The organism is Bradyrhizobium genosp. A, assembly GCF_049949275.1.
Taxonomy (GTDB): Bacteria; Pseudomonadota; Alphaproteobacteria; order Rhizobiales; family Xanthobacteraceae; genus Bradyrhizobium.
The window spans coordinates 440,951-459,933 of the sequence record NZ_CP188196.1; the positions used below are offsets into that span (position 1 = coordinate 440,951).

An 18,983-nucleotide genomic window follows, 5' to 3' on the forward strand; every position below is an offset into this window, starting at 1 on the left:
GATTCGATGGCGGACAGGGCGTAACGAAAGCGGAAGCATCGGCGTATAATTATCGACACACGATCCCCAGGACGGAACCACGATGTCGAGCCTCACCGTAACCGACGATCAGATCGCCACCCCGGCCAAAGTGATCCAGCCGGCCTGGGTCCGCGTCATGCACTGGACCAACGCCGTCGCCATGATCCTGATGATCATGTCGGGCTGGCAGATCTATAACGCCTCGCCGCTGTTCGACTTCCGGTTCTCGCATAACATCACGCTCGGCGGCTGGCTCGGCGGCGCGCTACTCTGGCACTTTGCCGCGATGTGGCTGCTGATGGTTAACGGGCTCGCCTACCTTATCACCGGCCTTGCCACCGGTCGCTTCCGAAAGAAGCTGCTGCCGATCACGCCGGCGGGCGTGATCCACGACGTCAGGGCAGCGCTCACTTTCAAGCTCGGCCACGACGATCTCAGCGTCTACAATTACGTGCAGCGCACGCTCTATGCCGGCATCATCGTGGTCGGCGTGCTGATCGTGCTGTCGGGCCTGTCGATGTGGAAACCGGTGCAACTGCATTGGCTGGTGACTCTGTTCGGCGACTATCCGACCGCACGCTACGTGCATTTCTTCTGCATGGCCGCGATCTGCGCCTTCCTCGTCGTCCACGTTGCGCTCGCGCTGCTGGTGCCGAAGAGCCTGCGCGCCATGATCATTGGCCGTTGAGAGGGAGAAGAACCATGGCCAAGCGCTCATTCCTCATTCCCGGCGTCGACAAGCGGCTGCTGATCAAGGACTCGCTGAAGACGATGCCTGATGTCACCCGCCGCCGCTTCATCGCAGGCGGCGCCAGCCTCGGCGCGCTGACCTTGCTCACCGGATGCGACGTGGTTGATTCCTCGTCGGCCGATGCGTTGCTGGCAAAAGTCTCGAAATTCAATGACGCCGTGCAGGATTTCATCTTCAATCCCGACGCGCTGGCGCCGACGTTTCCCGAGAGCGCGATTACAAAGCCGTTCCCGTTCAACGCCTATTACGATCTCGACGACGCGCCCGAGGTTGCGGCCGACGACTGGAAGCTCGAAGTGCGCGGCCTCGTCGACAACAAGAAGTCCTGGACGCTGCCGGAGCTCTACAAGTTGCCGCAGTTCACCCAGATCACCCGCCACATCTGCGTCGAAGGCTGGAGCGCGATCGGCAGCTGGACCGGCACGCCCTTGCGCGATTTCCTGAAACTGATCGGCGCCGATACGCGTGCGAAGTACGTCTGGTTCCAGTGCGCCGACAAGGATGGCTACAACTCGCCTTTGGACATGCGCACCGCGCTGCATCCGCAGACCCAGATGACGTTCAAGTACGCCAACGAGATTTTGCCGCGCGCCTACGGCTTCCCCATGAAGATCCGCGTGCCGACAAAACTCGGCTTCAAGAACCCGAAATACGTGGTCTCGATGGAAGTCACCAACGACTACAAGGGCGGCTATTGGGAAGACCAGGGGTATAATTCGTTCAGCGGAAGTTAGCTCCGAACTTGTAGGGTGGGTTACGCTTCGCTAACCCACCCTACGGCACCGATGATCTGGCCGGCCCCACCTTCCGCTGGCACAGCGCCGCGAAAGCCCCCAGCGCCAACAGCGCCGCCGAGACATTCAGCGCGTAGCTCAAGCTCCCCAGCGCATCCGTGATCGCGCCGACGACGATGGGGCCGAGCGTCTGGCCGACGCCGAACGAGATCGTCATTGCCGCGATTGCGCGGGGCCATACCTCGGGTGGATAGTTGAAGCGGACGAAAGCGGTGGTCGAGCCGACGACGGCGAAGAAGGCGACGCCGAACACCACCGCCGAGGTCGCAAGCCACGCGGTCGAATGTCCGAGCATCGGCAGGCCGGCGCCGATCGCGTTGGTGCCGAGGATGATCGCGGTGGCGAGCCCGCCGCGGTCGAGCGCGAGCACGCGACGCCAGACCCAGGGCGTCACGAACGCACTCATGCCGATCAAGCCCCAGAATCCCGCTTGCGCCGCAGCCCCGCCACCGCCGTCGCGGACATAGGCGATCATGAAGGTCATGTAGGCGATGTAGCCGGCGCCGAACAGGAAGTAGGCGGCGAGATAGATCAGCACGGGACGAATCGCGAAAGCGGCGTGGCTGCCTTCCGTGAAGCGCGCGCCGCTCTCGATGCGCACCAAAAATAACGGCACAGTCATCGCGGCCGACAGCAGTGTCATCGCCCACCACACGATCCACCACGAGCCGGGCCCGAAGTGCTGCAGCGTGAACGGGGCGATCAGCCCGGAGGAGAGAATGCCGACACCCGGGCCGGCGTAGAACAGGCTGAGCAGGAAATTGGCCCGCTCCGGGCGCAACTGCGCGATCGTTGCGGCCAGCGCGCCGCCGGCGACGAAGCCGGCCGCGGCCCCCAGGCCCAGCACGAGGCGCGCCAGGCTCAGCGCAACGAAATTGCCTGTCAGCGCGCAGGTGGCGAGCGCAGCGACGCAGGCCACGGTTCCGCCGCGGATCGCCGCCGACCAGCCGACGCGCTGGATCAGCCGGGACGCCACCAGCGCGCCGACGAGATAGCCGACGGCGTTGATGGTGTTCATGAAACCGGCCGCCGAGTAGGACCAGCCGAGATCCTCCCGCATGTCCGGCAGCACCAGCGCATAAGCGAAGCGCCCGATGCCGAGCCCGACCGTCGCGGCCAGCGACAGGGTCAGGATCAGCCGTGCGGGATGTGCATCTAGCGGGGGACGGTCTGGTGCGAGCAAAGGGTACTCCGGCCTGCGCAGTGTGGCAGGCCCCGCCCGCCTTGCACAGCCGCGCGGCGGCAATGGTGTCTTGCCAAGCGCGCAATGCCGCTCTAGCACTCCGGCCGAAATTCACGAGATGCCGTCATGCCCGGCCTTGCGCCGGGCATCCACGCCCTTTTCGCCTCAAGGCGAGACGTGGATGGCCGGGTCAAGCCCGGCCATGACGAAACGGAGGAAGAACGTTATGGCGACCCACAAATTGCTGCTGCTCCCCGGCGACGGTATCGGCCCCGAGGTGATGGGCGAGGTGAAGCGGCTGATCGATTGGCTCAATTCGGCCGGGATCGCCAAATTCGAGACCGATACCGGCCTCGTCGGCGGCTCGGCCTATGACGCCCACAAGGTGTCGATCTCCGAGGGCGACATGGCCAAGGCGATGGAAGCCGACGCCATCATCTTCGGTGCGGTCGGCGGCCCGAAGTGGGATGCGGTGCCCTATGAGGTGCGCCCCGAAGCCGGTCTGCTGCGCCTGCGCAGGGATCTCGCTTTGTTCGCCAACCTCCGCCCGGCCGTCTGCTATCCGGCGCTGGCCGATGCCTCCAGCCTGAAGCGCGAAGCGGTCGAGGGTCTCGACATCGTCATCGTGCGCGAGCTCACCGGCGGCGTCTATTTCGGCGAGCCCAAGACCATCACCGATCTCGGCAACGGCCAGAAGCGCGCCATCGATACCCAAGTCTACGACACCTATGAGATCGAGCGCATCGGCCGCGTCGCCTTCGAGCTTGCCAGGAAGCGCAAGAACAAGGTGACCTCGATGGAGAAGCGCAACGTCATGAAGTCGGGCGTGCTCTGGAACGAGGTCATGACCCAGATCCACAAGCGCGAATATCCCGATGTCACGCTCGAGCACCAGCTCGCCGATTCCGGCGGCATGATGCTGGTGAAATGGCCGAAGCAGTTCGACGTCATCGTCACCGACAATCTGTTCGGCGACATGCTCTCCGACATCGCGGCGATGCTCACCGGTTCGCTCGGCATGCTGCCCTCGGCCTCGCTCGGCGAGGTCGACGTCAAGAGCAAGAAGCGCAAGGCGCTGTACGAGCCCGTGCACGGTTCGGCGCCTGATATCGCAGGCAAGAGCCTCGCCAATCCGATCGCGATGATCTCGTCCTTCGGCATGGCGCTGCGCTATTCCTTCGACATGGGCGCGCTCGCCGACAAGGTCGACGCCGCGATCGCCGCCGTGCTCGCCAGCGGCCTGCGCACCGCCGACATCAAGTCGGAAGGCACCACGGCCGCCTCGACCACGCAGATGGGCGAAGCGATCCTGAAGGAACTGCAGAAGCTGCACGCGTAAGGCTTGCGCCGCGACTGTAGGGTGGGCAAAGCGAATCGTGCCCACCACCTTAATCGCGATTGGAGAGATATGGTGGGCACGGCGCTTCGCGCCTTTGCCCACCCTACGAAATCTCAGGAGCCTGTTCATGGACGCCTTGCCCCGCCCCAAGATCGCGGAAACCATCATCCATGACACGGTGCGCCAGCGCGAGGCGCAGATCGGGCGGCGCTGCGAGATCCTCAGCCATACGCGCATCGAATATGCCGTGCTCGGCGACTACTCCTATCTCGGCGAGAATTGCGACGTCGCCGATGCCGTGATCGGCAAGTTCACCGCGATCGCCAATTCGGTGCGGATCGGCGCGCCGAACCATCCGATGGGTCGCCCGTCGCAGCATCGCTTCACCTATGTCCCGGAATATTACGAGGCGACGACGACACGCGATCGCGACTTCTTCGCGGACCGCCGCGGCGACCGCGTCATCGTCGGCAACGATGTCTGGATCGGCCACGCCGCGATCCTGCTGCCGGGCGTGAGCGTCGGCGACGGTGCGGTGATCGCCGCGGGCGCGGTCGTCAGCCGCGATGTCGCGCCCTACACCATCGTCGGTGGCGTACCCGCGCGTCCCATCCGCAAGCGATTTGATGAGTCCGTCGCTGAAAGCCTGCGCCGCATCGCCTGGTGGGATTGGCCGGATGAGCTCATCTTCGAACGCCTCGCCGATTTCCGCTCCGAGGCAATCGACGAATTTTGCAGGCGTTACGACCCGGCTTTTGCGCCCGGCCGCTGACGCACGCCCAGAATCGTAGGGTGGGCAAAGCGCAAGCGTGCCCACCATTTCCATCGCGATTGGAGAGAGATGGTGGGCACGGCGCAAGGGCGCCTTTGCCCACCCTACGGCATCTCGCACAAACAAAAATGGCCGGGCGTGAGCCCGGCCTTTTGATTCGGTCGATGCGTCCGCTCAGTACAGCGGGAAATTCTGCGGATAGCCGCCGAGATCGGCCGGCGTGGGCAGCGGCTGGCGATCGATCGGGCGATTGTTGTTCTCGCGCGCGAAGGACGGATAGCCCACGGCCGGCGGGAAGGCGTAGTCGGAAAACTTGCGGTCGCCCGGATTGACCTCGGTGCCGCCGTCGAGCCAGGAGCGCTTGCTCACGTAAATACGGGTGCGGCCCTGCTGGTAGACCGCATTGGGGCCGCTCGGGCCGTAGACGGGCCGGCCGCGATCGTCATGGCGCTGCTTGGTCCTGGTGTCGGCCGAAGCGGGCGCAGCGAAGACCACGGCAACCACGGTACCCGCCGCAAGCCATGTCGCCAGTTTGTTCGCGGCAAAAAAATTCGAGCTCATCACGTCCCCTTCAGGCGGCAAGCCGCCAGTCGATTTCACCCCATACTAGCCCGGCCGGGGTGGCCGCAACTAGGTCAATTCAGTCACACCGCGCCGGAATAATCGTGCGTGCCGGCAAAAGTTGCATGGATACCAGCTACTTGAGCTTGATGCCGGTCAAAGCGCGCCGCGCAATTGCGCGTTCGCGGCGCCCAGCAGCCAGTCCGCCGAGCCCTGAGGATCGCAGGCGCGGCGCTTCAGCTCGGCATGGGCGAAGAATTCCGCCAGCTTCGGCTCATTGCCGGAGGCGAGCTGCGTCAGCCGGTTCAGCGTGCAGGCGATCGCTGCGCGCCGGGCCGGCATTGTGTCGCCCTGGCAGGAGAAGCCGGAGATCTGCAGCGCGGGCTCCTCGTTGCGCTTGAGGTAGCCCAGGCAGGACGGTGTCCCGTCCACCATGCCGGTTGGCCGGAACAGGGCGACGGGACCGAATTTGGTGTCGATCAGGCCGGCCTGTTCGAGCGCGGTGGCCGCGCCTAGTCCCATCTGGGCGGCGAGGCCGGCAGTCGCCGGCCGCGCCACGTCGAATTCGTTGCCTTCCCGGTAGATCTCGAGCTCGGCCACGGGCTTGTCGGCGTCGCCGGTCCAGCCCATCACGTCGCGCCGGCCGCCTTCGGGATGTCTGAAAATGGCGTAAGAGGCTGTTTTCTCTGATGAATCGAGCCGGCTGAGGGCGAAGGCCGGGTGCGACCGTTCCGCGATAGCCCAGCCCGGCCTCGAAGCGGGCTCATCGTCGCGCAGATCAGGCAGCTGGCCGAGCCCCGCAAGCGCGAGGATGGCAAACAGCGCAAGCGTCCCCACATAGGCGAACAGGCGCGCCAGCGTGCCGACGACCTCGTCGGCGAAATTGGCGAGCGCCAAGTGGATCTGGGTGGGGGTTGCGGCCGTGCCGGCCTCAGGCGACTGCATCCACGGCCTTCGGGCATGGTCCAACGTTGTCTTGAGGCCGGTTCTCGCATAGAAGCGCTGCTCTTCCTGTTTAAGCGTCAGCTTCAGGAACGGGCTTTTTCATCGGAGAGTGAACGATGGGTTACAAAGTCGCAGTCGTCGGCGCGACCGGCAATGTCGGACGGGAAATGCTCAACATCCTCGATGAGCGCAAATTCCCCGCGGACGAGGTCGTGGCCCTGGCGTCACGCCGCAGCGTCGGCGTCGAGGTCTCCTATGGCGACCGCACACTGAAGTGCAAGGCGCTCGAGCATTATGATTTCTCCGATGTCGACATCTGCCTGATGTCGGCGGGCGGCGAGGTGTCGAAGGAATGGTCACAGAAGATCGGCGCCGCCGGTGCGGTCGTGATCGACAATTCCTCGGCCTGGCGCATGGATCCGGACGTGCCGTTGATCGTGCCGGAAGTGAATGCGGATGCGACCGCCGGTTTCAAGAAGAAGAACATCATCGCCAATCCGAACTGCTCGACCGCGCAGCTCGTGGTCGCGCTGAAGCCCTTGCACGACAAGGCGACGATCAAGCGCGTCGTGGTGTCGACCTATCAATCGGTGTCGGGCGCCGGCAAGGACGCGATGGACGAATTGTTCTCGCAGACCAAGGCCGTCTATACCAACAGCGAGCTGGTCAACAAGAAATTCCCCACGCGCATCGCCTTCAACGTCATCCCCCAGATCGACGTCTTCATGGAGGACGGCTACACCAAGGAAGAGTGGAAGATGATGGCGGAGACCAAGAAGATTCTTGATCCCAAGATCAAGCTCTCCGCGACCTGCGTGCGGGTGCCGGTGTTCGTCGGCCATTCCGAGGCCGTCAACATCGAGTTCGAGAATCCGATCAGCGCGGACGAAGCGCGCGATATCCTGCGCAAGGCGCCCGGCTGCCTCGTCATCGACAAGCACGAGCCCGGCGGCTACGCCACGCCGTATGAAGCGGCCGGCGAGGACGCCACCTATATCAGCCGCATCCGCGAGGACGCGACGGTGGAGAACGGTCTCGTGCTGTGGTGCGTGTCGGACAATCTGCGCAAGGGCGCAGCCCTCAACGCGATCCAGATCGCAGAAGTCCTGATCAACCGCAGGCTGATAGCCGCGAAGAAGAAGGCGGCGTAAGACGAGCTGCCGTAGGGTGGGCAAAGCGAAGCGTGCCCACCATCTTGCTGCGATTGCTTTAGAAGTGGTGGGCACGCTTCGCTTTGCCCACCCTACAAGAGCGCAGGCTTACACCACGCTCCGCGCGCTCTTGAATTCCTTGCTGCCCTGGTCCAGCACGAACAGCGTTCCCTCCGCGACGCCGAAATAGGCGCCGTGCAGCTGCATCTGGCCGTTCTCGACCGCCTTGCGCACGAACGGGAACGTCATCAGGTTTTCGAGGCTGCGGAACACCGCGGCCTTCTCGATGCGCTCGACGAATTGCGCCATTGATTCGTGGCCGCGCTGCTCGACCACTTCGCCCGGCTTGATGAACATCTGCATCCATTTGCCGATGAAGTCGCCCGGCGTGAGCGGCTCGATCTTGTCGACGAAGGCGCGGATGCCGCCGCATTGCGCGTGGCCGAGGACGACGATGTGCTTCACCTTCAGCACCGTCACGGCATATTCGAGCGCGGCCGAGACGCCGTGCGCGTTGCCGTCGGGCTGATACACCGGCACCAGATTGGCAATGTTGCGGACCACGAATAATTCGCCCGGGCCGACGTCGAAAATGGTCTCCGGCGCGACACGGCTATCGCAGCAGCCGATCACCATCACTTCCGGGAACTGCCCCTTCACCGACAGCTCGCGATAGCGGTTCTGCTCGGCCGGCAACCGCTGAGTGGCGAAGGCGTTGTAGCCTTTCAGCAAATGCTTCGGGAATGTGATCATGGCCTATGCCTAATCATATACCGCAAAGGCGAACAAGCCTTTCGAATAGGCAGGCCAGATGCTATCGGCTGAGGCTTGTCGTTTGAGCATGATCTGATCGGAAAACCGCTGCACACTTTTCCGGATCATGCTCTAGAGTCCGCCCGAGGAAACCGGAAGGAATGCCAGCATGACCCGCCCGCGCCGCAGCCATCTGTTCATGCCCGGCTCCAATCCCCGCGCCCTGGAAAAGGCGCGCAATCTCGCCGCTGACGGCCTGATCCTCGATCTCGAGGATTCCGTCGCCCCCGACGCCAAGGCCGCGGCGCGTGACGGCATCTCCGCCGCGATCGCCGCAAAAGGGTTCGGCAAACGCGAGATCCTGATCCGGACCAACGGTCTCGATACGCAATGGTGGGCCGATGACGTCGCGATGGCGGCCAAGGCATCGCCTGATGGCATCCTGGTTCCGAAAGTTTCAAGCATCGAGGATCTTCAGACCATCGGCCGCCACCTCGCCGAGCTCGGCGCCGCGCCGACCGTGAAGGTCTGGGCCATGATCGAGACCGCGCGCGCAGTGCTGCACGCCGAGGAGCTGGCCGCGGCCGGTCGCGATCCATCGAGCCACCTGTCAGGCTTCGTGTTCGGCCCCAACGACGTCTCGCGCGAGACGCGGATCAAGATGATGCCCGGCCGCGCCGCCATGATCCCGATGATCACCCATTGCATCCTGGCGACGCGCGCCCATGGCCTCGAAATCCTCGACGGCCCCTACAGCGACATCGCCAACGCTGATGGCTTTGCCACCGAATGCGCGCAAGCGCGCGACCTCGGCTTCGACGGCAAGACGCTGATCCATCCCTCGCAGATCGAAGCCTGTAACGCGATCTTCACGCCGCCCGAAGAGGAAGTCGCGCGCGCGCGAAAAATCATCGCGGCGTTCGAGCTGCCGGAAAACGTCTCGCGCGGCGCGATCCGCCTCGACGGCGCGATGGTGGAGCGCCTGCACGCCGACATGGCGCGACGCACGATCGAGATCGCGGATGCGATTGCGGCGATGGGGAAGGGCTGAGGCATCAACGCGGAAAAGCGATATCCGCTTTTCCGCGCCGAGCGGCAATCGTCACCGCGATTCCAGGCTTTGCTCGTTATTTTCCCGCCCGCGAAACGGCTCTGGATTCGCCACCCACTCCATGGGAGGCGACGATGGCGCTTTCCCGGAACGTCGCATGGGCAGGCTGCGGCGCCGCCAATTCTTCACAATACATCCGATCGATCTTGCACTGCATGAGCGCATAGCAATCGCATGCGACCTTCTCGAGCCGCGCCCGATCGATCTCTACAATCCCGCGCCGGTCGGACGGGATGGCGCCGGCCTCGCGTAGCTTGCTCATCGTCAGGGTCACTGTCGTCCGTCGCACCCCGAGCAATTGCGCAAGCGTCTCGTGCGTCACGGGAAGCAGATTATCGGGAACGCGGTCGTGAAGCTGCAGGAGCCACCGCGCCATGCGGCCATCCACCCGGTGCAGCGCGTTGCAAGCGGCTACATGCTGGAGCTGCAACAACACGGCGCGGGCGTGGACCTGCACGACGTTCCTGATGGCTCCGCTTTGCGCAAAGGCAGCCCGAAATCTGGCGGCGGAAATCAGCGATGCCGTGCCGGCCATGCGACCAATCGCGGTCACGGACGAAAGCGACGGGCCGAGCACGGAGAATGAGGCCAAAGCGCCTTCCCGTCCCATCAAGGTGGTTGCGACCGTTTGCCCGTCCGGCATATCGAGCATGAAGGCGATCGCGCCGCTATGGGGAAAATAAACCGGGTCGAGCTCATCGCCCGATCGCACCAGGACGGCATCGGGCTCGAACGAGACTTTCTGGAAGTAGGGCGTGAGCAAGCCGAGATCCGCCGGCGGCAACGCCGCCAGTAGCCGATTCCCGATGCCAGCGCGGCGGGCGGTCACGATGCCTGCTTGTGAACGGGCACCCGATGAACGACGGAATCCATCTGTTTCATTTACCATGATGATCCGAAATTCGAATTGCCGAACGGCAATCATCCAAACAGAGCCATAAGTCGAGATCAAGCACGGACATTTGCGGAGACCTGACCGGCATCCTCGCTGCGCAAACAGGAACTTGCATACATCATACTATTCAGGATCTTTTCAGGATCTTTGCCGCTCGGCGAGATGTCCACGAGGTGATCGACCAATGACGGTTGCGGCAGCGCGTGAGTCTGCCCTTGGTGTCAACGCACACCTCTGAGGGAGATCTGCCAACCGCCGCTATCAGCGGTAGAGCGGACATCCATGCCCATCCAAGGCAGCGATTGACGAGTGCGCGGCGAGTGGAATTTTCCGCGCGCGTTAGCGCGGCGCGAGGTCGGCGCGATCAAGCGCCTCCAGCGTCGAGGCGTTGGCGCAATAGCCGGGCTAGTTCTCCGCGGCGGTGTCATCAGCGAGATCGCGGACGCGATTGCGGCGATGACCAAGGGGTGAGACCCTCATGGCTTTGCAACAGCAAGAACCGCGATAGCAATCGCGGCGACAAGAACGAGCGGCAGGGACCTCGACGTCGCGGGTGAGGCGCCCGCCGCGATCCTCCGAAGACGGCCGCTCTGGATGCCGTGCAGGCCTGACAGCAGCACAACGAAGCCGAGCTTTGCGTTGAGCCAGCCCTGGCCGAACCACGCCCCGGATACGGCAAGCCCTGTTCCGATCGCCCAAACCGTGATGATGGCCGGAACTGTCACCCATTGGTCGTAACGAAGGATGCCCGCGATGAATTGCTGGCTCCCCTGGGGCATCGTCGACAGCAGAGCAAGCGTCAACGAGGTTGCGATAACGCCGCTGACGAACAGCAGCGCAGCTGCGACGTGGGCGGCTTTCAGCCAGGTGTAATAGTCAGCCATCTGTTGGAGTTTCCCGGCGCAGGGCTTTGATGCGTCGCTGAATGTGCCGGGAGGCGAGAAAGCCGGCGAACGGCACGAAGGCCGAGGCCGCAAACAGGGCGATCTGGCGTCGCCGCCAGAGTCCGGCACCGGAGGTCTGTAGTAGCGTCCAGCCGTAGAAGACGAACGCAAGGCCGTGTAGCGGTCCGATCGCTCGCACGCCGATCGGCCAGTCCCAAAGGTGTTTGAGTGGAACGGCAACGCAGACGAGCAGAGCTAGCGTCGAGGCTTCAATAAGCGATGCAAGCTTGAGTTGGCCCAGCAGCAAGGTGTTGATGTCGCGTTCGTTGTTCATGGCCTGACCATTGCGCCTTGTCGCGCGCCGCTCGTGGTTAGCGGAACTGATCGATGCCCGTGAGTGGCGCTTCTGCCGATTAGTGATCGATTCCTGCCAAAACGTGATACTGACCTCCGAAGGATATCGTCGGGGACGAGGTGTCATGGTTCACAGGGTTTGCATTGTCGCGATGGATCAGGTGATCCCCTACGACCTGACGCTCGCTTATGAAGTGTTCGCCCGGCTCAAGGACGACAAAGGCAGGCCGCTCTACGATGTGCGCGTGTGCGCCGAGGTGACCCGCATCCACGCTGGGGCATTCGAGCTGGTGGTGCCTTTCGGACTCGAGGCCCTTGCCCGCGCCCGTACCGTGATCGTGCCCGGCATAGAGAATCCTCTGGCTCCAAAATCGAAAGCCATTCTCCGCGCGTTGCATATGGCTCACCACCGTCGAGCGAGAATTGCCTCGATCTGTTCCGGCGCTTTCGTTCTCGCCGAAGCCGGCCTTCTGGCTGGGCGCCGGGCAACCACCCATTGGCTGTGTGCCGATCAACTCGCCAGCCGCTATCCGCAAGTGAAGGTCGATCCGAACGTCCTCTATGTGGATGAGGGAGAGATCGTGACATCGGCCGGAGCATCGGCAGGCATCGACATGTGTCTGCACCTCGTCAGGCGTGATTTCGGCCAGGCAGCGGCAGCTCACGCCGCACGGCTGGCCGTCGTGCCCGTCAACCGCGAAGGCGGTCAGGCACAATTCATCCGACGCGATCCGCCGCGTTCGAACGGTTCTCTCGCGCGGCATCTCGAATGGGTTGTGGCTCATCTGGCGGAGCCGCTCACGGTGGCGCGGATGGCGGCTCAGGCGGGGATGAGCGAAAGAAGTTTTGCGCGTCATTTCCGGGGGCAGATGGGGATCACGCCGATGCAATGGCTGCTGAACGCGCGTATTCGCCGGGCACAGGAGCTGCTGGAGAGCAGCGCAACTTACGTGGAGCAGATCGCCGCGGCTTGCGGGTTTCAGTCAACCGTCACGTTCCGTGCGAGCTTTCGCCGGATCGCCGGCATCAGCCCCGGTGACTATCGGCGTCGCTTCAACGATGCGCAATCATCTGGCGTGCCGGGATCGAAAGGCAATGTCATGGGCCGCAGCGGACGCAGCGCCGTCTCCCGGCCCTAACCCGATCGCGAATGTCCAAAGGCGATTCGCTAGCGCGGCGCGAGGTCGGCGCGATCAAGCGCCTCCAGCGTCGAGGCGTTGGCGCAATAGCCGGGGTAGTTCTCCGCGGCGGTGCCGCTGGCGAGATCGCGGTCGCACTGCGCTTTGTGATTGCAGAGCGCACACACCCGCTCCATGTCGCGCAACAACAGCGGCTGGGCCTGTCCGAGCCGCTCCGCGTCGATGCCGAGCTGCTCCAGCATCTTTGGCAGCTCGTCGGCGGCGTGGCGGCCGTGACGGACGAGGTCTTCGAGATCGTCGGGCGCGATCCTGAGATCATTTGCGATCCGGTCGAAATCGGAGCGATCGAGCTGCCGCAACTCGCTCAGCTCGCGGCGATGCTTCAGCCAATTCGCGAAGGACTCGATGAGGTCCTGGACGACGGGATAAGGCCTGCTTGCGGTGCTCATTGCGAAGCTCCATTGGGCGCGTGCGATGGAGGCGAGACTAGGCACAATGGTGCAGAGGCGCGTTGCGCTGGATCAAATTGAGGATGGGGCCGCGGCCTCCGCTGCACCTCTCCCGCTTGCGGGAGAGGTCGGCGCGTCCCGGGCGATGCGAAGCATCGTCCCGCGCGCCGGGTGAGGGCTTTCTCCTCTAGGGGATTGTCCCGTTGTGGAGACATCCTCTCCCCACCCCTCTCCCGCGAGCGGGAGAGGGAGCGCACTTCCTGCGCGGAAGTTAAGCGAACCGCTCCGTCGCCCAGGCATACAGACTGCCAGGGATCGGCTTCTCGCCGCCGCGGCCCTTGGGCGAGATGTGCAGGCCGATGATCTCGGGGTTGGTGACGAGGCCGAGATAGCTCGAGGGATCGAAGAACAGTTTTGGTTCGGCATGCACGGCGTAGAACGACTGCTTCGGCAGCGCGCATCTCAATTCGCCGGTGCGGCGGGCGAGCGCGGTCAGCGCCGCCGGTCCGAAGATCGCGATACGAATATCGGAAAGACGGTTCGAGCCGCCGCGCAGGCGGCGCATCAGGAAGGTGATGCGGTGGCGCACCGACAGCCAGTTCGGCGTCAGCTCCTCCTGCTCCATCAGCTCTTCGAACGCAGCAACGATGCCGTGTTCGGGCGGAAGATAAATCACGGAGTTGCCGAGCTGGCGCGGGCGCTCCCAGGCGAAGTAAGGCTTTGCCGGATCGATCGTAGCGGGCTTGAGCAGCAGCACGTCGGCATCGAGCCAGAGGCCGAGGCCCTTGGCCATCAGCTTCATGCGGAAGAAGTCGCTGAACTGCAGCGTGGTCCAGTCGCGCCAGCTGCCGTCCGGCTGCGGCGGCCGCAGCCGTTCGGAGAAAGCATGCGGCAGGATCGCTTCGGCATCCGCATTGCCGACGCCGGCCGGAAGACCAGGAATGGTGTCAAAGCTGTAGACCGTGACCTTGTGGCCTGCAGCCAATTGCGAGCGCAGACAGGTCTGGCGCAGCGCGTCCATCGGGCCATGCCAGAAGGTGACGATCTCGGGCAGCATGAGGCAAAGCTATAAGGGATAACGTAGGCAAAGAAAAAGCCCCGGCACGGATGACGCGCCGGGGCTCGAACGAAAATCCGCGATCAGGCCCAGGCGCGTTCGCGCTTGAGCTTGTCCTCGTAGGTATCGATCGAGGACTTCTTCTCCATCGTCAGACCGATGTCGTCGAGGCCGTTGATCAGGCAGTGCTTCCGGAACGGGTCGATCTCGAACTTGACCTTGCCGCCGTCGGGACCGCGGATCTCCTGGTTCGGCAGATCGATCGTCAGCGTCGCGTTGGCGCCGCGCTCGGCGTCGTCGAACAGCTTGTCGAGGTCTTCTTGGGCAACGCGGATCGGCAGAATGCCGTTCTTGAAGCAGTTGTTGTAGAAGATGTCGCCGAACGAGGTCGAGATCACGCAGCGGATGCCGAAATCGAGCAGCGCCCAGGGCGCGTGCTCGCGGCTCGAGCCGCAGCCGAAATTGTCGCCGGCGACCAGCACCTTGGTCTTGCGATAGGCGGGCTGGTTGAGGATGAAATCCGGGTTCTCGCTGCCGTCATCCTTGTAGCGCTGCTCGGAGAAGAGCCCCTTGCCAAGCCCGGTACGCTTGATGGTCTTGAGGTACTGCTTCGGAATAATCATGTCGGTGTCGACATTGATGATCTTCAGCGGCGCCGCGACGCCTTCCAGCGTAGTGAACTTGTCCATGGTTGCGCTTCCCGAGGGTGGTTAGGGACCGCGTATTTATCGCGATCGGGGGGCGAATCCTAGGCCGATTTCGGCAGATCTACTCTGCCTGAGCCTCAATCGCCGCCATATCGTCGTCCGAGAGGCCGAAATGGTGGCCGATCTCGTGGATCAGCACGTGGCGGACGATATGGCCGAGGCTCTCGTCGTGCTCGGCCCAGTAATCCAGGATCGGCCGCCGGTAGAGCCAGACCATGTTGGGCAGCCGCGCCACGTCGCCAAAGCTCTGCTGGGGCAGGCCGACGCCCTGGAACAGGCCGAGCAGGTCGAACTCGCTCTCGCATTCCATCTCGTCCAGGACCTCCTCGGTCGGGAAGTCGTCGACGCGGATGATCAGGCCTTCGCAGAGGCCGCGGAATTCCGCCGGCAGGCGCTCGAAAATGTCGTGCGCCGTCACTTCCATCTCGGCCAGCGAGGGCGCTTTCAGGTCCGTCCACATACGTCTCTCTTAGCGCGGGTTCCGCGACGATGCATCCCGCTTTATAAGCGCGTGAGGTTGACGGGCGCCGCCAAAACGGGGAGCTTGGGGCCTCGATGGGGGACGGTTCAGGTGGGCAGTAAAATGCGAGCAAAAACAGCGCTGACGCTACTGTGCATGGGGTTGTTTTTGCAGTCTTGCGTTGGCGCACAGGCCCAGACGGCCGGCACCGAGGTCCGCGTGGCCCAGGCCGTCTCGTCCGACGACGTCCCGCCGCCGCGCAGGCGACCCCAGACCCGCCTGCGCGTCACGCCCTATTACACCCCCGACGGCGTCTATCCGCGCTACAACCCCGGCCCGGATGCGGTCCGCGAGTGCAACGCCACCTATGTCCAGGAATTCCGGCCGAGCGGCACGGTGATCGTGCCGCATATGAGCTGCTACTGGCGTCGCGGCTGATAAGAGCTCAGTGCCCGCGCAGCGCGCCGACCAGCCCGGCGCTGACGACGAGCACACATTTTCGGGCGGAGGTCGTCATGTCGAGATGGATCGCATTGGCCATCGTTGTCGGGCTCGCCGCAGGCCTGTCTCATGCTTCCGCTGCGCAGAAGGTGACGAAGCTGCCGGATGCCTCTGCAGGTCGCGCGGTGTTCGATGCGCGGCGACACGTGCGATACGACGACATCGCGCGATACTCTCCGCGTCCTGATCCGCACTATTACGCGCGGCCTGTCTATTACCGTCCCTATCCTTATGGCGTGCCCGCACCCTTCGTGTTCGGCTACGGGCCGTGGTGGTGACGCCAGCACCTCGCACATTCATGGGGCGTTCACGTCGGTGTCCCTAGTTTAATCTCGGGAGCGACTGCAATTGAACAGCGATGGCGCGAAGCGCTGCGCCGCAATGACGCTGTCCATATTCAGGGAGAAATTCCATGCTGAGGATCCTGGGTCCCGGGACAAGCACGCTGCGCTTGCTCGGGCTTGCGGCCGTTGCCACGCTGATGCTGGTGGTCGGCACTGCGCGTCGCGCTGAAGCGATGACGCCGATCAATCCGACCGCGTTGCCGGCGGCGAAGACTGCAAGCGACGACATGATCACGCCGGTTCGCTTTGGTGGCGGCGGCGGACATGGCGGCGGTGGACATGGCGGCGGCGGACATTTCGGCGGCTTCCATGGAGGTGGAGGCCATTTCGGTGCCTTCCACGCAGGCGGAGGTCATTTCGGCGGCTTCCATGCCGCGCCGGCCTTCCATGGCGGCGGCTTGCGCTACGGCGGCATCCATTATGGCGGCTATCATCGTCATTGGGGCGGTGGCTACTATCGCCCGTATTACGGCTATCCCCACTTCCACCGGCACTATTATTACGGCGGCTACTATCCCTACTACCACTATCCCCGTCGCTGCCGGATCATCTGGACCTATTACGGCCCGCGCCGCATCTGCCGCTGGCACCGTTGGCACTATCCGTACCGCTATTGGTGATGTGAGTTACTCGCAAAGCATCTTGGCCGGGCTTATCCCGGCCAAGACGAAGAAACTTGGCTCAGCGCCACTCCCTGACGTCGACGAAGTGACCGGCGATCGCAGCCGCCGCCGCCATTGCCGGCGACACCAGATGGGTACGGCCCTTGAAACCCTGGCGTCCCTCGAAGTTGCGGTTCGAGGTCGAGGCGCAGCGCTCTTCCGGAGCCAGCTTATCCGGGTTCATCGCGAGGCACATCGAGCAGCCCGGCTCGCGCCATTCGAAGCCGGCCTTGATGAAGATCTTGTCGAGACCCTCAGCTTCGGCCTGCTCCTTCACGATGCCGGAGCCCGGCACGACCATAGCATTGACGCTGCCTGCGACCTGCTTGCCTTCCGCGATCTTCGCGGCGGCGCGCAGATCTTCGATGCGGCCGTTGGTGCAGGAGCCGATGAAGACGCGGTCGAGCTTGATGTCGGTGATCTTCGTTCCCGCCGTCAGGCCCATGTACTTCAGCGCGCGATGCTTGGAGAGACGCTTGGCCTCATCCGCGATCTTGTCGGGATCGGGCACGATCCCGGTCACCGAGATCACGTCCTCAGGGCTCGTGCCCCAGGTCACGATCGGCGGCAGCTTGGCGGCATCGAGGCGAAGCTCGTGATCGAAATGCGCGCCTTCGTCGGAGCGCAAGCCCTCCCAGTAGCGCATCGCCGCGTCCCAGTCCGCGCCCTTCGGCGCCTTCGGGCGGTCACGCAGGAAGTCGTAGGCCTTCTGGTCGGGCGCAACGAGGCCGGCGCGGGCGCCGCCTTCGATCGACATGTTGCAGACCGTCATGCGGCCCTCCATGCTGAGCGCACGGATCGCATCGCCGGCGTATTCGAGCACGTAGCCGGTCCCGCCTGCGGTGCCGATCTCGCCGATGATGGCGAGGATGATGTCCTTGCCCGTCACGCCATCAGGCAATTTGCCGTCGACGGTGACGCGCATGTTCTTTGCCTTCTTCTGGATCAGCGTCTGCGTCGCCAGCACGTGCTCGACCTCTGAAGTGCCGATGCCGTGTGCGAGCGCGCCGAACGCGCCATGCGTCGAGGTGTGGCTGTCACCACAGACGATCGTGGTGCCGGGCAGGGTGAAGCCCTGCTCGGGGCCGATGACGTGGACGATGCCCTGGCGCTTGTCGAACTCGTTGTAATATTCGATGCCGAATTCCTTGGCGTTGTCGGCCAGCGCCTTGATCTGCTCGATGCTTTCAGGATCAGGATTCGGCTTGGTGCGGTCGGTGGTCGGCACGTTGTGGTCGACGACGGCGAGCGTCTTCTCGGGCGCGTGGACCTTGCGGCCGGTGGCGCGCAGGCCTTCGAACGCCTGCGGCGAGGTGACTTCGTGCACCAGGTGGCGGTCGATATAGAGCAGGCAGGTGCCGTCCTCGGCTTCGTGCACCAGATGGTCGTTCCAGATCTTGTCGTACAATGTGGTCGGCTTGGACATGAGCGTCAGCTCCGGGAATGTTGTGTCAGCGGATATGCGCGGTGGCGCGCGGGGCAAGCAACAGGGCAGTCTTCGGCGCAGCCTTTAAGCTGCGGGACTAAGCTCTGACGTCGCCGAGGTCGCGAAGCGTCCGAAGAACCGGCCAGGCAGCCGCGATCGATCGTCGATGACGATGCGCTGGGGAGTTACCAAGCTGGTCAGATCTGGAAACATTCCAGGAATATATAGCAGGCCGAATTGGAAGCGCGAGGGCTTTGACGCGCACGGCTGACGCAACAAAAAAGCGCGGGGCGTTGGCCCCGCGCTTTCTCAAACTCGTCTGTAAGCGGAGCTTACTCGTTGACGGCCTTGGCGTGCTCAGTCTTCTCGACGATGCGGGCCGACTTGCCGCGAAGGTTGCGGAGATAATAGAGCTTGGCGCGACGGACCTTGCCGCGGCGCACCACCTTGATCGAGTCGATCATCGGCGACATCACCGGGAACACGCGCTCGACACCTTCGCCGTACGAAATCTTGCGCACGGTGAAGCTCTCGTTGAGGCCAGCGCCGGAACGGCCGATGCAGACGCCTTCATAGGCCTGCACGCGGGTGCGGTCGCCTTCGACGACCTTTACGTTGACGATCACGGTGTCGCCGGGACCGAATTCCGGAATGTCCTTGCCGGCGGACAGCTTGTCGAATTGCTCTTTTTCGAGCTGTTGGATCAGGTTCATGGGTAAATCTC

Annotated in this window: 23 protein-coding genes; 10 read left to right on the forward strand and 13 right to left on the reverse strand. The window is 63.7% G+C overall.

Features of this window, described 5'->3' with window-relative positions; all coding sequences use genetic code 11:
* Nucleotides 1–82: 82 nt before the first annotated feature.
* Both ACP2YP_RS02010 and ACP2YP_RS02015 read left to right on the forward strand, forming a co-directional pair.
* A complete protein-coding gene (locus tag ACP2YP_RS02010; RefSeq protein WP_426421981.1) occupies nt 83–709 on the forward strand; it encodes a cytochrome b/b6 domain-containing protein in 627 nt (208 codons plus the stop codon).
* A gap of 14 nt (nt 710–723) precedes the next feature.
* Nucleotides 724–1,506, forward strand: a complete 783-nt coding sequence (locus ACP2YP_RS02015; protein ID WP_426421982.1) for a molybdopterin-binding protein — start codon at nt 724–726, stop codon at nt 1,504–1,506.
* A gap of 40 nt (nt 1,507–1,546) precedes the next feature.
* Here the strand turns inward: ACP2YP_RS02015 and ACP2YP_RS02020 are convergent, their stop codons facing one another.
* Nucleotides 1,547–2,749, reverse strand: coding sequence for a YbfB/YjiJ family MFS transporter (locus tag ACP2YP_RS02020; RefSeq protein WP_426421983.1), 1,203 nt, complete (start codon nt 2,747–2,749; stop codon nt 1,547–1,549).
* A gap of 226 nt (nt 2,750–2,975) precedes the next feature.
* Here ACP2YP_RS02020 and leuB point away from each other — a divergent pair, with 226 nt between their 5' ends.
* On the forward strand, nt 2,976–4,088 hold the full coding sequence (gene leuB / locus ACP2YP_RS02025) for a 3-isopropylmalate dehydrogenase (protein ID WP_426421984.1): 1,113 nt from the start codon (nt 2,976–2,978) through the stop codon (nt 4,086–4,088).
* A gap of 127 nt (nt 4,089–4,215) precedes the next feature.
* Nucleotides 4,216–4,860 (forward strand): DapH/DapD/GlmU-related protein, encoded by a 645-nt coding sequence (locus ACP2YP_RS02030; protein WP_426421985.1) that lies wholly within the window; start codon nt 4,216–4,218, stop codon nt 4,858–4,860.
* Nucleotides 4,861–5,034: 174 nt separating this feature from the next.
* On the opposite strand, the gene ACP2YP_RS02035 is transcribed toward ACP2YP_RS02030, so the two are convergent.
* The gene (locus ACP2YP_RS02035) at nt 5,035–5,421 is read right to left on the reverse strand and encodes a hypothetical protein (RefSeq protein WP_426421986.1); all 387 of its coding nucleotides are present in this window, start codon (nt 5,419–5,421) and stop codon (nt 5,035–5,037) included.
* Between the two features lie 156 nt (nt 5,422–5,577).
* Nucleotides 5,578–6,366 (reverse strand): hypothetical protein, encoded by a 789-nt coding sequence (locus tag ACP2YP_RS02040; RefSeq protein ID WP_426421987.1) that lies wholly within the window; start codon nt 6,364–6,366, stop codon nt 5,578–5,580.
* A gap of 116 nt (nt 6,367–6,482) precedes the next feature.
* On the opposite strand from ACP2YP_RS02040, the gene ACP2YP_RS02045 reads away from it, so the two are divergent.
* Entirely contained in the window at nt 6,483–7,517 is a 1,035-nt protein-coding gene (locus tag ACP2YP_RS02045; protein WP_426421988.1) for an aspartate-semialdehyde dehydrogenase, read from the forward strand.
* Nucleotides 7,518–7,625: 108 nt separating this feature from the next.
* Here the strand turns inward: ACP2YP_RS02045 and ACP2YP_RS02050 are convergent, their stop codons facing one another.
* On the reverse strand, nt 7,626–8,270 hold the full coding sequence (locus ACP2YP_RS02050; RefSeq protein WP_426421989.1) for a carbonic anhydrase: 645 nt from the start codon (nt 8,268–8,270) through the stop codon (nt 7,626–7,628).
* Nucleotides 8,271–8,439: 169 nt separating this feature from the next.
* Between ACP2YP_RS02050 and ACP2YP_RS02055 the strand changes: the two genes are divergently transcribed.
* Nucleotides 8,440–9,321: an HpcH/HpaI aldolase/citrate lyase family protein gene (locus tag ACP2YP_RS02055; RefSeq protein WP_426421990.1), complete on the forward strand. Its 882-nt coding sequence runs from the start codon at nt 8,440–8,442 to the stop codon at nt 9,319–9,321.
* A 76-nt stretch (nt 9,322–9,397) separates the two neighbouring features.
* Here the strand turns inward: ACP2YP_RS02055 and ACP2YP_RS02060 are convergent, their stop codons facing one another.
* The 3 genes from ACP2YP_RS02060 to ACP2YP_RS02070 all read right to left on the reverse strand — a co-directional run bounded on the left by ACP2YP_RS02060 (nt 9,398) and on the right by ACP2YP_RS02070 (nt 11,494).
* Nucleotides 9,398–10,210 (reverse strand): Crp/Fnr family transcriptional regulator, encoded by an 813-nt coding sequence (locus ACP2YP_RS02060; protein WP_426426446.1) that lies wholly within the window; start codon nt 10,208–10,210, stop codon nt 9,398–9,400.
* A gap of 542 nt (nt 10,211–10,752) precedes the next feature.
* Nucleotides 10,753–11,160 (reverse strand): CopD family protein, encoded by a 408-nt coding sequence (locus ACP2YP_RS02065; protein ID WP_426421991.1) that lies wholly within the window; start codon nt 11,158–11,160, stop codon nt 10,753–10,755.
* Nucleotides 11,153–11,494 (reverse strand): DUF3817 domain-containing protein, encoded by a 342-nt coding sequence (locus tag ACP2YP_RS02070; RefSeq protein ID WP_426421992.1) that lies wholly within the window; start codon nt 11,492–11,494, stop codon nt 11,153–11,155. The genes ACP2YP_RS02065 and ACP2YP_RS02070 overlap by 8 nt, the downstream gene beginning before the upstream one ends.
* A 145-nt stretch (nt 11,495–11,639) precedes the next feature.
* Here ACP2YP_RS02070 and ACP2YP_RS02075 point away from each other — a divergent pair, with 145 nt between their 5' ends.
* Nucleotides 11,640–12,653, forward strand: a complete 1,014-nt coding sequence (locus ACP2YP_RS02075) for a helix-turn-helix domain-containing protein (RefSeq protein WP_426421993.1) — start codon at nt 11,640–11,642, stop codon at nt 12,651–12,653.
* 29 nt (nt 12,654–12,682) lie between these two features.
* Here the strand turns inward: ACP2YP_RS02075 and ACP2YP_RS02080 are convergent, their stop codons facing one another.
* The 4 genes from ACP2YP_RS02080 to ACP2YP_RS02095 all read right to left on the reverse strand — a co-directional run bounded on the left by ACP2YP_RS02080 (nt 12,683) and on the right by ACP2YP_RS02095 (nt 15,326).
* Nucleotides 12,683–13,102 carry a DUF6455 family protein gene (locus ACP2YP_RS02080; protein ID WP_426421994.1) on the reverse strand — a complete coding sequence of 140 codons (420 nt, stop codon included), beginning with the start codon at nt 13,100–13,102 and terminating at the stop codon, nt 12,683–12,685.
* A 271-nt stretch (nt 13,103–13,373) separates the two neighbouring features.
* Nucleotides 13,374–14,159 (reverse strand): hypothetical protein, encoded by a 786-nt coding sequence (locus tag ACP2YP_RS02085; protein WP_426421995.1) that lies wholly within the window; start codon nt 14,157–14,159, stop codon nt 13,374–13,376.
* Nucleotides 14,160–14,242: 83 nt separating this feature from the next.
* The gene (gene leuD, locus ACP2YP_RS02090; protein WP_426421996.1) at nt 14,243–14,848 is read right to left on the reverse strand and encodes a 3-isopropylmalate dehydratase small subunit; all 606 of its coding nucleotides are present in this window, start codon (nt 14,846–14,848) and stop codon (nt 14,243–14,245) included.
* Between the two features lie 79 nt (nt 14,849–14,927).
* Nucleotides 14,928–15,326: a metallopeptidase family protein gene (locus ACP2YP_RS02095; protein ID WP_426421997.1), complete on the reverse strand. Its 399-nt coding sequence runs from the start codon at nt 15,324–15,326 to the stop codon at nt 14,928–14,930.
* Nucleotides 15,327–15,482: 156 nt separating this feature from the next.
* On the opposite strand from ACP2YP_RS02095, the gene ACP2YP_RS02100 reads away from it, so the two are divergent.
* From ACP2YP_RS02100 to ACP2YP_RS02110, 3 genes are all read left to right on the forward strand, one after another.
* Nucleotides 15,483–15,764, forward strand: coding sequence for a hypothetical protein (locus ACP2YP_RS02100; protein WP_426426448.1), 282 nt, complete (start codon nt 15,483–15,485; stop codon nt 15,762–15,764).
* Nucleotides 15,765–15,841: 77 nt separating this feature from the next.
* The gene (locus ACP2YP_RS02105) at nt 15,842–16,105 is read left to right on the forward strand and encodes a hypothetical protein (protein ID WP_426421998.1); all 264 of its coding nucleotides are present in this window, start codon (nt 15,842–15,844) and stop codon (nt 16,103–16,105) included.
* A 134-nt stretch (nt 16,106–16,239) separates the two neighbouring features.
* Nucleotides 16,240–16,791 (forward strand): hypothetical protein, encoded by a 552-nt coding sequence (locus ACP2YP_RS02110; RefSeq protein ID WP_426421999.1) that lies wholly within the window; start codon nt 16,240–16,242, stop codon nt 16,789–16,791.
* Nucleotides 16,792–16,852: 61 nt separating this feature from the next.
* On the opposite strand, the gene leuC is transcribed toward ACP2YP_RS02110, so the two are convergent.
* Together leuC and rplS are read right to left on the reverse strand one after the other, a co-directional pair.
* Nucleotides 16,853–18,259 carry a 3-isopropylmalate dehydratase large subunit gene (leuC, locus tag ACP2YP_RS02115; RefSeq protein ID WP_426422000.1) on the reverse strand — a complete coding sequence of 469 codons (1,407 nt, stop codon included), beginning with the start codon at nt 18,257–18,259 and terminating at the stop codon, nt 16,853–16,855.
* Nucleotides 18,260–18,591: 332 nt separating this feature from the next.
* The gene (gene rplS, locus ACP2YP_RS02120) at nt 18,592–18,972 is read right to left on the reverse strand and encodes a 50S ribosomal protein L19 (RefSeq protein WP_200471166.1); all 381 of its coding nucleotides are present in this window, start codon (nt 18,970–18,972) and stop codon (nt 18,592–18,594) included.
* Between the last annotated feature and the right edge of the window lie 11 nt (nt 18,973–18,983).